We start from the raw sequence: 12,253 nt of genomic DNA, 5'->3' as shown, positions 1-12,253 counted from the left end.
CCAAAGCCCCGGGCGCTTTTTCTCGCTGGTGCAGCAATAATGATGCCCGCAGCGCCGGCGCTTGCCGCTGAGGCAATGGCGGGGCACGAACATGCTGCCTGCATGGCACCGGCTGCCGTTCCCGCTGATCTTGCCGGTTGGAGCGCGGCGCATCGCCCGCTCAAAACAGCGGTAAAGCCGGCTGCATCAGGCAAGGCGCTACTGGTGATGGGCACCGCTTTCGATGCTACGCTGGCGCCCACACCCAAGGTTGATTACGTTCTCGAGCCGGGTAAGCCGGGCGGATCGGTCAGTTTCGGCGGCCTATTCGCGTTTGATGTCATCAAGGCTGGTCGCTACCGCATTGCCCAGAACGGACGTTCGTGGGTCGATGTGATCGTCGCCGGCAAAGCCGTAGCCTCGGCCGCGCACGGTCATGGGCCGGAGTGTTCGGGGATCACCAAGATGGTCGAGTACGATCTGCCCGCCGGTCGCCACCTTTTGCAGATCGCGGCGAACGGCGAGGCGGCGCTGACGGTGATGGTCGCCCCGGTTCGATGAACGCCGTCCGATGAGCCGGGCAGGACGCTGGGCCCTCCTTTTCGGCGGTCTCGTGCTTGCCGCAGGGGCGGGCATGGCAAAGGACAGGGGTGGTGCGGCGGAGGCGCAGGTCGCGCTGGGGCGGCGGTTGTTTCACGACGGAGACCTGTCCGTCAACGGCACGCTTTCGTGCGCCACCTGCCACGATCCGCGCCACAGCTTTGCCGATGGCACACGTGCCCATCCCGGAGCGCATGGGGAGCCGGGGCTGCGCAATGTGCCGTCGCTGGTCAATGTCGGCGCGTTCTCGCCGCTCACCTGGGGCAACGATGCGCTGACGACGCTGGAACTGCAGGCGCTGGTGCCCATCGCGGGCGAGGACCCGGTCGAGATGGGGATGAAGGGGCAGGAGGCCGAACTCGCTCGTCGGTTGTCCGCCGATGGATGTTATCGCAAGCTGTTCAAGGCGGCCTTTCCCAAGGCGCGCGGACGGATCGACTTCGCCACCGTTTCCACTGCCCTCGCAGCGTTTCAGCGCACGATCGTCAGCCATGAAACGGCGTGGGACCGGGCGACCTCGGGCGGGGCGCCGCTGGCTGCGGCGGCGGTCAGGGGCGAGGCTGTGTTCAGGGGCGGGGCGGGGTGCGCCTCATGCCATTCGGGCCGTGAATTCACCGACCTTGGTTTTCACCGGCTGAGGGGGGAGCCTGACACGCCCCGGAATGGCGACTTCGGCCTCGCGCGCGCTACGGGGCGCAGCGGGGATCGCGGCCGTTTTCGCACGCCTTCGCTGCGTAACGTCGCCTTGACCGGTCCTTACCTTCACGATGGCAGCGCCGATACCATTGCCGACGCCGTCGCCCGGCACGGCATCCTGCTGTCGACTGGGGATGCAACGGATGTCGAGGCGTTTCTTGGCGCCTTGACCGACACTGCCGTCACCGCCGACGCCCGCTATGCGCGGCCTGAAAAGACTTGCGAGATTTCCTAGAGTTCACAGGCATATCGCCGCCCGGCGGTGTAATTTCACAGCCATGAGGTGTGAAATTTACGGTCGGTGCAACCTCAGCGCCTGTGCAGCATTGGCAAAAGCACCCATTTGACAATGCGCGCGCCGACACGAAAGTGTCGTCTTGTGCGCACATGCCATTTTCGGCGCCAGATCGTGATCCTATTGGAGATGTTCGCTTGACCCAGATCGTCACTGTTCCGACCACGCCCTTCGACGGGCAGGCGCCCGGCACCTCGGGCCTGCGCAAGAAGGTGAAGGTCTTCCAGCAGCCGGGTTATGCGGAAAATTTCATCCAGTCGGTGTTCGACGTGGTGGAGCGTGCGCCGGGTGCGGTGCTGGTGATCGGCGGCGACGGGCGCTACCATAACCGCACAGTCATTCAGCAGGCGATCCGCATGGCGGCTGCCAACGGCTACGCCCGGGTGCTGGTGGGGCAGGGCGGCATCCTGTCCACCCCGGCGGCAAGCCACGTCATCCGAAAGTACAAGGCCAGCGGCGGCCTGATCCTTTCCGCAAGCCATAACCCCGCCGGGCCGGATGAAGATTTCGGCATCAAGTACAACATCGCCAACGGCGGCCCCGCGCCGGAGAGCGTCACGGGTGCCATGCTGGAGCGCACCAGGGTGATCGACCGCTGGCTGACGGTGGAGGCGCCCGACGTCGATCTGGACACCTTGGGCGAAACCGCGGTGCGCGGCCTGACGGTGCAGGTACTCGATCCCGTGGCCGATTATGCCGACCTGATGGAGACGCTGTTCGACTTCGATGCGATCCGCAAGGTCGTCGCCTCGGGTTTCACGATGCGTATGGATTCGATGAGCGCGGTGACCGGGCCCTATGCGGTCGAGATACTCGAACGCCGTCTGGGCTTCGCTCCGGGCACGGTGGTCAACGCCGTGCCTCTGGAGGACTTCGGCGGGCACCACCCTGATCCGAACCTGATCCACGCCAAGGAACTATACGACCTGATGATGTCGGAAGATGCGCCCGATATCGGCGCGGCATCGGACGGCGACGGCGACCGCAATCTCATCATCGGGCGCGGGCGGTTCATCACGCCTTCGGATTCGCTGGCGATGCTGGCCGCCAACATCGAGATCGCCCCGGCCTATCGCGGCCGCCTGGCCGGCATCGCCCGCTCGATGCCGACCAGCGCCGCCGCCGACCGCGTGGCCGAAGCTCTGGGCGTGCCCTGCTTTGAGACTCCGACGGGCTGGAAGTTCTTCGGCAACCTGCTCGACGCCGGCAAGGTGACCATCTGCGGGGAAGAAAGTGCGGGCACCGGATCGGACCATGTGCGTGAAAAGGACGGCCTGTGGGCAGTGCTGCTCTGGCTCAACGTGCTTGCCGTGCGCGGTATCAGCGTCGACGATCTTGCGCGTGAACACTGGGCGCGTTTCGGCCGCAACTATTACGCCCGCCACGACTTCGAAGGCATCGCGACCGAGGGCGCCAACGCGCTGATGGACGGGCTCAAGGCGCAATTGGCGGACCTGCCCGGCAAGACCTTCGGCCCGCTGACCGTACAGGTTGCCGACAGCTTTTCCTATACCGACCCCGTCGACGGTTCGGTCAGCGCAAACCAGGGCATCCGCGTGCTGTTCGAGGACGGCAGCCGCATCGTCATGCGCCTCTCGGGCACCGGCACGCAGGGCGCGACCCTTCGTCTCTACCTCGAACGCTACGAGCCCAGCTTCGGTGATCTGGACGCCGACACCGGCGTGATGCTGCAAGCGCAGATCGCTGCCGCTGAAGCCATTGCCGGGATTGTCGCCCATACCGGCCGGACAGCGCCTGACGTGATCACCTGATCTGAGCGTCGTCCCGAACCGGGTTCTTGCGCGCTTCATCCAGCGCTTGCACCCGCGCGGCGGTATCCGGTTCGGCCAGCAGGGCTGACAGGGGGGCATCCAGGCGGCGACGCCAGTTGGGGTGTTCGGTTATCGTGCCGGGAAGGTTGGGCTGCTCGCGCTGTGCCAGCAGGTCTTCGAGCGGAGCTATGGCAAGGCCGCAGGGCGCAGCGCCGATGCGGCTCAGGGCAGCCTTGACGACCGGAGCCGGGTCGTCGGAAGCAGGACGCGGGGCGACATTATGGGTCAGGCTCGCCCACAGCAGGCCCCGGTCCCAGTCGCGCCGCTCTTCCGCCTGTGCGCGGCTGGTGTTCTCCGGGAGACGCCCGAGCTTTTCCGCCCAGTCGAGGTCGCGCCCGGTCCACCACCCGGCAACAGTTGCGGTATCGTGGGTTCCGGTCATGGCTACCGCCTGGGCGTCGTAGTCCTGCGTGCCGATGAAGCCATCGTCCTCGGCGCGTTCGAACCACAGCACACGCATGCCCAGCATCCCGCGCCGGGTGATCGCGGGGCCGAAGCCGCCCGGCATCGTGCCCAGGTCCTCAGCCACGATCAGCGCCCCCGCCAGGTGCGCCTCCAGTGCGACAAGGCGGATGAGATCGTCGAACGGATAAGTCAGGTATGCCCCCGCGCTCGACGGCTGTCCTTCGGGCACCACCCATAGCCTGGCTAGGCCGAAGGCATGGTCGATACGCAGTGCGCCCGATGTCGCCAGAGCGGCGCGGATCGTGGCGATCCAGGGCGCGTAGCCGCTTTGGGCCAGCCCCCTTGGCGAGAACCCGGTAAGGTTCCAGTTCTGGCCGAGCGGGCCCAAGGGATCAGGCGGGGCGCCGATGGTCAGGCCTTGCAGCAAGGCGCCGCGCATCGCCCATGCATCCGCTCCGCCGGTGTGTACGCCCACGGCCAGATCGGCGAGCAGGCCCACCGCCATGCCCGATGCGCGTGCCCGTTCCTGCACGCGGGCAAGGCTTTCACGCGCAAGCCATTGAGTGAAGAGGTGGAACTCGACCTCTTCGGCATTGTCGTGGGCGAAGGCTGTCACGGCGTCGCCTTCGGGATCGTGGAAGGGGGTGGGCCAGGCCCGCCAGCCATGCAGGCCTTGCGCGCGGAAATGGACGTCCAGTGCATCATAAAGCGCCTGCCGCGCCAGCCCCTGGCCATGCGGCGCATTGCCGCGGGCGATGCGTTCGCGGGTGGCGGCATCAAGACGGGCGAACAGGCGGCGCATCTGGGCCAGACGCCGGGGCAAGGCGGTTTCCCAGTCGATGAGGGCGGCTTCGTTCACTGCTTCCGCCTCGTCCAGCGGCGGCAGGCCGAGCATCGAGGGATCGCCCATTGCGGCATTGAGATAAAGCCGGCTGGAGGGCGAATAGGGGCTGAAATCATGCCCGTATCCGGCGAAAAGCGCATGGACCGGATTAATCGCCACCGCATCCGCGCCGCGCGCGGCGAACGTATCGACGGCTTCGGCAAGCTCGGCGAACGTGCCGAAAGAATTCGGCGCCGCGCCGCGTAGAGCCGGGATCTGCACCGCCGGTCCCCAGATACGCCCCTTGCCGAGAGCTGCCACCGATGGACATTGGCGCGGCGCGACCGCCAACGTGAAGGCGTGGCCGTTCACGGTGAGCGCGTGATAGCCCACCTCGTCCATGGGCGGCAGCACCCAGTTCGACACGTCAAGATCGCGCACCGTGCCGTCTGCCGCCGTGATCCGAGCTTCAGTGAGGGCGGCGGGCAGCGGCGTGGGCTGACCTATATCAGCCACGATCATCGCCGGGGGCTGGGCGCGCTCGCTGGCGACTTGGGCAAGGCTGGCCGCGATCTCACCCTGTGTTGCCGCAGGATAACCGAGCGCTGTTGCGATCGTGGCCAGCGATGCGTCGCTGACGGTTTGCGGCGCTCCGTCCACATTCCACCAGGTGCGGACCAGACCGATCGCGTCGGCCAGCGCGTGCAACTGCTGCATCGGTGGGATTGCTCCTTGGGGCCGTCAGGAGCGCCGCCCCGCGCGCTGTGGCGGGAGGCTAGCGTGCCTGCATCGCGGGAGCAATCGGACTTGCTCGCCTTGGACCGCGCCGGCTCGCGTTCCCGGTTGAAGTTTTCCCGGGCCGTCCACCGTTTTTCCACTTGCAATACCCGATCTGTCCACAGGCTTGCCCACCGTGCGAAGGGGCGCTTAGTAGGGCCGCATGGACCTTGACCGTTATCTAGGCCGCATCGGCCTCGTCGCTCGCCCCTCTGCCGGACCCGAGGCCATTGCGGCGCTGCAATCGGCGCACCGGCTGGCAATCGGCTTCGAGAACCTTGACGTCATGCTCGGCCGGCCAATCCGTATCGACGCGCGAAGTGTGTTCGACAAGATCGTGGTGAATGGACGCGGAGGCTATTGTTTCGAGCAGAACCGCCTGTTCGGCGATGTGCTGTCGGCGCTCGGCGTAGCCAATCGGCCGCTGCTTGCGCGCGTCAGGCTGGGACTTGCGCATGACGTCATTCCACCGCGCACGCATGTCTGCCTGCTCGCCGCGATTGCGGGCGGCGAGTGGCTGGTCGACGCAGGCTTCGGCGGCAGCGACCTTGCGCCCCTGCCGCTGGAGGACGGGGCCGAGGCGCATACCGTGGATGGTGCCCGCCATCGTCTGCGCCGCACCGGGGCGCGGGGCAGCCTTGAGGGCGAGTGGCTCCTGGAGCGTGCCGGGCCGGTTTGTGCGACCGACGGCCGCGCCGCCGCGCATGGCGACTGGCAGGCGCAATACACCTTCGATCTGGCGCAGGTCGTGCCGGGTGATCTGGAGCAGGCCAATCACTGGACCTCGACCCGGCCCGATACGCGCTTTACCAGCCTGCATGTCGCAAGCATTCCACTGATCGGGGGCTTCGCCTCGATGGTGGACCGCGATCTGACGGTGCATGGCCCCAACGGGACCGAGCGGCGCGTGATGGCCGATGCGGCGGACTATGCCCGCACCTTGTGCGAAGTATTCAGGATCGCGATGACCGAACAGGACGCCGCGCTGTTGCCGTTGCTGCGCTGAGGTTTGCGGGTGCTACCCTAAACTTCCAGCAGGCGGGGCATCAGTTCGACGAAGTTGCAGGGGCGGTTTCGGCTGTCGAGCTGCTCGGCCAGGATGCCGTCCCAGCCATCCTTCACCGCGCCGTTCGAGCCGGGCAATGCGAAGATGTACGTCCCGCGCGCGACCACCGCCATGGCGCGGCTCTGCACCGTGGAAGTGCCGATGGTCTGGTAGGACAGCCAGCGGAACAGTTCTCCGAAGCCGGGGATTTCCCGTGCGCCCGTTACCCGGCCCAATGCTTCAGGGGTGACGTCGCGCCCGGTCAGGCCGGTGCCGCCGGTGGAGACCACCGCATCCACCTCGGGATCGTCGATCCAGCTTTCGAGCAGCGCCGCGATCGCGGCTGCGTCATCGCGCTCGATCGTGCGGCGTGCAAGCGTATGTCCAGCGTCCGCGATGCGCTGGGCGAGGATATCGCCCGAGGTATCGTTTTGCGCAGTGCGGGTGTCTGAGACGGTCAGCAGGGCGATGTTGATGGGCTTGAAGGTACGGCTCGGGTCAACGGCCACGCAGGATCGCTCCATTCGCGGCCATACGCACGCCTTGCGACCCCGATAGCCCCGGGAAGGTGGGCCATTCGCCCTGCGCCAGTTCCATGCGGCTTTCCGATGCACCGCCAGCCTGGCGTTCGTACATCCAGTAGTTGCGCATGACGATGTTCACGTAGCCGCGCGTTTCCCAATAGGGCAGCGATTCGATCCACAGCAGCGGGTCGCCCTGGCAGTTCACGTCGGTGTTCCAGCGGCCCACCGGCAGCAGGCCGGCGTTATAGGCGGCCATGACCTTGGGCAGCAGGCCCTGCGTGGCGGAATTGTTCTGCAGCATCTGCAGGTGGCGCTGACCGAAGGCGAGGTTGACCTCGGGCTTGTTGAGATCGGAGGCATTGCCCGCCACGCCCAGCGACGAGGCATGGTCCTGGGCGGCGGCGGGCATGATCTGCATCAGTCCGCGCGCCCCGGCGGGGCTGACGACACCGGCACGGAACACCGATTCCTGCAGCGTATGGGCAAAGACCAGTGCGGGGTCGACTTTCCAGCCGCCCACCGGGGTCCACTTCGGCGTGGGGAAGCGCGTTGCCGGTTCCGGCTTGCCGCCGTACGGGGCGTTATAGGCCATCCACAACTGGGTGCCGGGCAGGCCGAGATCGCGGGCAAGGCGGGTCAGCGGCGCATATTGCGAGGCATCGCCGATACGCGCCTGATGGCGCAGCACTTCATCGGCAAGTCCGTCCTTGCCGATTTCGGCCAGTTCCACGGCAGCGCGCACATTGGGGTTGGCGCGTAGCTGCTGCCAGTCGGCCTGGGTGAAGTCGGCGGCGGAATGCTGTTCCGACAGCTTAAGTCCAAGCTGCTCGGACGCGAGCATTCCGTAAAGCGTTTCGTCGCGGGCGGCGGCAAGGCGCAGAGCGGCCGCGGCCTGCTCGGGCTTGCGGCAGCGCACCAGCGAGCGGCTTTTCCAGTAATGCGAGGCGCTGGTCAGCTCGGCGTTCTCGGAGGATTGGGCGGCCTTGCCGAAGGCATCGGCGGCACCGTCGCAGTCGCCCAGACGCCAGGCAGCGAGCCCGGCAGTCCACCAGGCTTCGCCAACCCACGGCCCGGTGCCGAGCGCGGCAAGTTGGGCCATCTGGTATGCGTTGGCATCCTGGTTCTCGATGTAGAAGCTCCAGGCCACCTTCTGGCGCCATTCGGCCTGCGTCGAGGGGCTGAGGTTCGCATCGATGCCGTCTAGCAGCAGACGCGCGCCCATCGGATCGTCGTTCTTGATGCGGTCGAGAATGCCGTTCGAGATCGAGCCGGGCATCGTGCCGTCCTCGATCGAGGCGGGACGAACGCGCTTGGACATCGAGGGCAGACGCGCAAAGGTCTGTTCGCTGGGTAGGCTGGGGACGGTTGCGGCGCCGCGCTTCAGCGCAAGGCGGCTGATCTGGTCGGCGCCGGGCAGCTGCGCGCCTTGCGAAAGCCAGCCCTCGAGTTCGGCCAGTTCAATCTTGGGCGAACCGGCGGCCAGATAGTATTCAGCGCGGGCCTGCTGGTGCAGCGGGCCGTCCGGCCGTTCGGCAAGCATGCGCTGGACCGCCTGCCAGTCCTTGGCGTCGATCGCGTCGAAGACCAGCTTGTAGTACGTGCGGTCGTCCTGGCTGAGCAGCGAAGGGACGGCGGTACGGTCTGCACGGGTGCGGAAATAATCAACCGCAGCGCTGTTCGCGAAGGCCGGAACGGCCGAAATGCATGCGGCGAGGGTGAATCCCGCCAACAATCCGACCCTGGTAATTCGTTTCAAGTCTTTATTCCCCGCGATCCTGTACGACGTCCCGTTTGCCTGGCCTGTCAGCCTTTCGGGGACCGCGATCAGGCGGCGGTCCACTCCAGCCAGGCCTTCCACAGAACCGGCTTCGCGCGCGGTTGCCCGAGCAGCGCAGTCAGTGCCCATGAGGCAAGCAGGGGTATCGATGCCCCTTCATGGTTGAAACTTCGTAAAACGGCAGGACCTTGCGGCGATTCGTGGCCGATTAGCGACAGGGCGTTGCCGCCCAGCACGATAAGGCGTTTCGGCGCCACCAGGCTCACATGATGCGCAAGTACCTGACCCAGGCCGCGTTCCTGCAAAGCGGGCCAATCCGGGCCCGGCGTATGGCGGGGCAGGGCGCTGGCCAGATAGATGTCTTCGCGCCGCGTGCCGAAGGCGGACAGCATAGCGTCCAGCAGCTTTCCTTGAGGACCGGAAAGCAGAGCCTCGCGGTCCTGCGCTTCGGGTTCCTCGACCACGATCATGAGATCGGGGCCTGCCGGCCCCTGCGGCGCGATGCGGGTGGAAAGCTCGCCGCCGCACAGCAGCGGCTCGCTTAGCCACCACGGAGCGAACGCGGCAAGTTGAGCGGGAAGGCTGGCCGGATCGAGGCGGGCAGGGGGCGGGGCTGCCTCTACGTCGGCGGCCGGCGCGCGCACCGGGCGGCGCTCCGCAATCGGATTCGCGCGGTCATCCGGTTCGGGCGGAGCGAGCCACGCGGTAGGCTCGTCAACGAAGTCCAGGTCGACGCCGGCATCGCGCCACCAGTCGAGCGCGCCTGTGATATCGTCTAGAAATGCAGGATTTGAGGGTTGATCCATCGCACAGGGTCTTGACCTGCCGCGCGGGAGCAATCAAGGCTCAAGATGATTTAATCGCTCAACTAAGTCGCAAAAAAGGCGATCGGGCCAAAAAGCGATGAGCAAAAAACGAATTTGGACGGGGCTTCCATGATTGAACGCGAAGAGATGCCTTATGACGTCGTCGTCGTTGGCGGTGGACCTGCCGGTCTGGCGACGGCGATCCGGCTCAAGCAGGTCGACCCCGAACTGCAGGTCTGCGTGCTGGAAAAAGGCTCCGAAATCGGCGCCCACATCCTGTCCGGCGCCACCATCGACCCAAAGGCGCTCGACGAACTTCTGCCCACCTGGCGCGAGGATGGCTGCCCGCTCGCCGAAACTCCCGTGACCGATAACTGGCACTGGCACATGACGAAGAAGGGCAAGTTCTCCCTTCCGCATGCGATCCAGCCGCCTTTCATGTCGAATAAGGGCAACTACACCGGCTCGCTGGGCAATCTGTGCCGCTGGCTGGCGGAGCAGGCCGAAGCGCTGGAGATCGAGATTTTCCCCGGCTTCCCGGCCGCCGAGATCCTTTATGACGATAAGGGTGCCGTGCTTGGCGTGCAGACTGGCGACATGGGCGTCGACCGCGAAGGCAACCAGAAGGGCGATTTTCAGGCGGGCATGAACCTGCTCGGCAAGTACACCGTCTTTTGCGAAGGCGCGCGCGGCCACCTGACCAAGCGCCTCAAGGCCAAGTTCGACCTCGAAGCGAACTGCGAGCCGCAGATCTATGGCCTCGGCATCAAGGAACTCTGGGATATCCCGGCGGACAAGCACGTCCCCGGCCGCGTGATCCACACGCAAGGCTGGCCGATGAGCGAGAGCGACAGCTGGGGCGGCGGTTTCCTCTACCATCAGGCCAACAACCAGGTGGCCCTGGGTTTCGTGACGGCGCTCGATTACAAGAATCCCTACGTCTATCCATTCGAGGAGTTCCAGCGCTGGAAGCAGCACCCGGAAATCCGCGCGATCCTCGAAGGGGGCAAGCGCGTTGCTTACGGCGCGCGCGTCATCAACGAGGGCGGCTGGCAGTCGGTCCCGCAACTGGCGTTTCCCGGCGGTGTACTGGCGGGCTGCTCGGCAGGCTTCGTCAACGTGCCGCGCATCAAGGGCACCCACACCGCGATGAAGAGCGGTATGCTGGCAGCGGAATCGATCGCGGCGGCCATCAAGGCCGGGCGCGAGGCCGACACGCTTCAGGATTACGACGACGCGGTGCGCTCCAGCTGGATCGCCAAGGAACTCAAGCTCGTGCAGAACGCCGAGCCGATGGTCGCCAAGTGGGGCACCGAACTGGGCACGGTCCTGGCCGGCGCCGACATGTGGCTGCGCACATTGTTCGGCTTCGGCGTCGCCAAGCCGATGAAGCACCACACCGACGCCAGCGAAACGCAGCGCGCGGACCTCTACAAGCCGATTGCCTATCCCAAGCCGGACGGTGTCATCAGCTTCGACCGGCTTACCAGCGTGTCCTACTCGTTCACGAATCACGAGGAGGACCAGCCGGTACACCTCAAACTCAAGGACCCCTCCGTCCCGACCGAGATCAACTTGCCGGTCTACGCGGGGCCTGAGGCGCGCTATTGCCCGGCGGGGGTCTATGAATTCGTCGACGCCGGGGCAGGGCCGAAGCTGCAGATCAACGCGCAGAACTGCGTCCATTGCAAAACCTGCGACATCAAGGACCCCACTCAGAACATTGAATGGGTGACGCCGGAAGGCGGCGGCGGCCCCAATTACCCGAATATGTGATCCGTCAAAGGGGAGGCCTGGCCTCCCCTTTGTTGTCTGGGTAGGCGGCCAAGGCCTGCCTTGCCTCACCCGCCCCGCCGCGCCATGGGTGCGGGCATGCTGACCGAAACCGCCTACGCAAAGATCAACCTCGCGCTGCATGTTCGCGGCCGGCGCGAAGACGGCTATCATGAGCTGGAAACCCTGTTCGCCTTCGTTGACGACGGCGACCGCCTTTCCGCCTCTCCAGCCCCAGCCGACACCCTCACTACCCACGGCGAATTCGCGGGCGGTATCGAAGACCCATTCGGCAACATCGTCGCCAAGGCGCTCTCGGCGCTCCCGCGTGGAAAGGGCTGGGTGGTCGAACTCGAAAAGCGCCTTCCCGTGGCGGCAGGTCTTGGCGGAGGGTCGGCGGATGCAGGTGCGGTGTTCCGCATGGTGGAACGCACCCACGGCCTCCCCGACGACTGGCAGGCGCGCGCTGCCAGGCTCGGCGCCGATGTGCCGGCCTGCGTGCTATCGACCACCTGCATCGGCACCGGCACCGGCACGGAACTCATACCCGTCGACAACGATCTTGCCGGCGCCCCGGTACTGCTGGTGAACCCGCGCGTGGCCTTGACCACCGGGCCGGTTTTCAAGGCCTGGGACGGCCTGGACCGCGGCGCCATGCCGGGCGGCTTCGTCCGCACGATCGCGCTGGAGGGCCGCAACGATCTCGAAGCGCCTGCCATCGCAATCTGTCCCGTCATCGCCGACGTGCTGGCGGCCTTGCGCGGCACCGATTCGTTTCTCGCGCGTATGTCCGGTTCGGGCGCGACGTGCTTCGCGCTCTACGACAACGAGGCGCAATTGCAGGCGGCAGCGGAAAAGCTTGCGAAATCGCATCCCGGCTGGTGGCAAATGGCGGGGAAATTGAGGTAGGGTTCACGCCCC

At 66.1% G+C, this 12,253-nt stretch carries 10 protein-coding genes; 6 read left to right on the top strand and 4 right to left on the bottom strand.

Annotated features, from left to right (window positions below):
- Positions 1 to 39 precede the first annotated feature (39 nt).
- From V474_RS05610 to V474_RS05600, 3 genes are all read left to right on the top strand, one after another.
- The gene (locus V474_RS05610; RefSeq protein WP_148649281.1) at positions 40 to 540 is read left to right on the top strand and encodes a homogentisate 1,2-dioxygenase; all 501 of its coding nucleotides are present in this window, start codon (positions 40 to 42) and stop codon (positions 538 to 540) included.
- A 73-nt stretch (positions 541 to 613) separates the two neighbouring features.
- Entirely contained in the window at positions 614 to 1,510 is an 897-nt protein-coding gene (locus V474_RS05605) for a cytochrome-c peroxidase (RefSeq protein WP_236710706.1), read from the top strand.
- Positions 1,511 to 1,707: 197 nt separating this feature from the next.
- Positions 1,708 to 3,342: an alpha-D-glucose phosphate-specific phosphoglucomutase gene (locus V474_RS05600; protein ID WP_059150476.1), complete on the top strand. Its 1,635-nt coding sequence runs from the start codon at positions 1,708 to 1,710 to the stop codon at positions 3,340 to 3,342.
- Here V474_RS05600 and malQ read toward each other — a convergent pair.
- Positions 3,335 to 5,347, bottom strand: coding sequence for a 4-alpha-glucanotransferase (gene malQ / locus V474_RS05595; protein WP_059150475.1), 2,013 nt, complete (start codon positions 5,345 to 5,347; stop codon positions 3,335 to 3,337). The two genes, V474_RS05600 and malQ, sit on opposite strands and share 8 nt — an antisense overlap.
- A gap of 223 nt (positions 5,348 to 5,570) precedes the next feature.
- Here malQ and V474_RS05590 point away from each other — a divergent pair, with 223 nt between their 5' ends.
- Positions 5,571 to 6,413: an arylamine N-acetyltransferase family protein gene (locus V474_RS05590; RefSeq protein ID WP_059150474.1), complete on the top strand. Its 843-nt coding sequence runs from the start codon at positions 5,571 to 5,573 to the stop codon at positions 6,411 to 6,413.
- A 17-nt stretch (positions 6,414 to 6,430) separates the two neighbouring features.
- Here V474_RS05590 and moaB read toward each other — a convergent pair whose 3' ends face one another.
- The 3 genes from moaB to V474_RS05575 form a co-directional block, all read right to left on the bottom strand.
- Positions 6,431 to 6,961 carry a molybdenum cofactor biosynthesis protein B gene (gene moaB / locus V474_RS05585; RefSeq protein WP_059150473.1) on the bottom strand — a complete coding sequence of 177 codons (531 nt, stop codon included), beginning with the start codon at positions 6,959 to 6,961 and terminating at the stop codon, positions 6,431 to 6,433.
- Entirely contained in the window at positions 6,951 to 8,723 is a 1,773-nt protein-coding gene (locus V474_RS05580; protein ID WP_201786005.1) for a lytic transglycosylase domain-containing protein, read from the bottom strand. The genes moaB and V474_RS05580 overlap by 11 nt, the downstream gene beginning before the upstream one ends.
- A 77-nt stretch (positions 8,724 to 8,800) precedes the next feature.
- A complete protein-coding gene (locus tag V474_RS05575; protein WP_059150472.1) occupies positions 8,801 to 9,559 on the bottom strand; it encodes a uracil-DNA glycosylase family protein in 759 nt (252 codons plus the stop codon).
- 129 nt (positions 9,560 to 9,688) lie between these two features.
- Here V474_RS05575 and V474_RS05570 point away from each other — a divergent pair, with 129 nt between their 5' ends.
- Together V474_RS05570 and V474_RS05565 are read left to right on the top strand one after the other, a co-directional pair.
- Complete coding sequence (locus tag V474_RS05570) at positions 9,689 to 11,335, top strand: electron transfer flavoprotein-ubiquinone oxidoreductase (RefSeq protein WP_059150471.1); 1,647 nt, start codon at positions 9,689 to 9,691, stop codon at positions 11,333 to 11,335.
- 96 nt (positions 11,336 to 11,431) lie between these two features.
- A complete protein-coding gene (locus tag V474_RS05565) occupies positions 11,432 to 12,241 on the top strand; it encodes a 4-(cytidine 5'-diphospho)-2-C-methyl-D-erythritol kinase (protein WP_059150802.1) in 810 nt (269 codons plus the stop codon).
- Positions 12,242 to 12,253: the final 12 nt, after the last annotated feature.

The sequence above is a fragment of the Novosphingobium barchaimii LL02 genome, from assembly GCF_001046635.1.
GTDB classification, from domain to species: Bacteria; Pseudomonadota; Alphaproteobacteria; order Sphingomonadales; family Sphingomonadaceae; genus Novosphingobium; species Novosphingobium barchaimii.
This window is presented reverse-complemented; position numbering and strand designations above follow the sequence as displayed.

Coding starts and splice junctions, on each gene's coding strand:
- malQ (WP_059150475.1), bottom strand. CDS start 5,347: ATGCAGCAGTTGCACGCGCTGGCCGACGCGATCGGTCTGGTCCGCACC.
- V474_RS05610 (WP_148649281.1), top strand. CDS start 40: ATGATGCCCGCAGCGCCGGCGCTTGCCGCTGAGGCAATGGCGGGGCAC.
- V474_RS05575 (WP_059150472.1), bottom strand. CDS start 9,559: ATGGATCAACCCTCAAATCCTGCATTTCTAGACGATATCACAGGCGCG.
- V474_RS05570 (WP_059150471.1), top strand. CDS start 9,689: ATGATTGAACGCGAAGAGATGCCTTATGACGTCGTCGTCGTTGGCGGT.
- V474_RS05565 (WP_059150802.1), top strand. CDS start 11,432: ATGCTGACCGAAACCGCCTACGCAAAGATCAACCTCGCGCTGCATGTT.
- V474_RS05605 (WP_236710706.1), top strand. CDS start 614: ATGGCAAAGGACAGGGGTGGTGCGGCGGAGGCGCAGGTCGCGCTGGGG.
- V474_RS05590 (WP_059150474.1), top strand. CDS start 5,571: ATGGACCTTGACCGTTATCTAGGCCGCATCGGCCTCGTCGCTCGCCCC.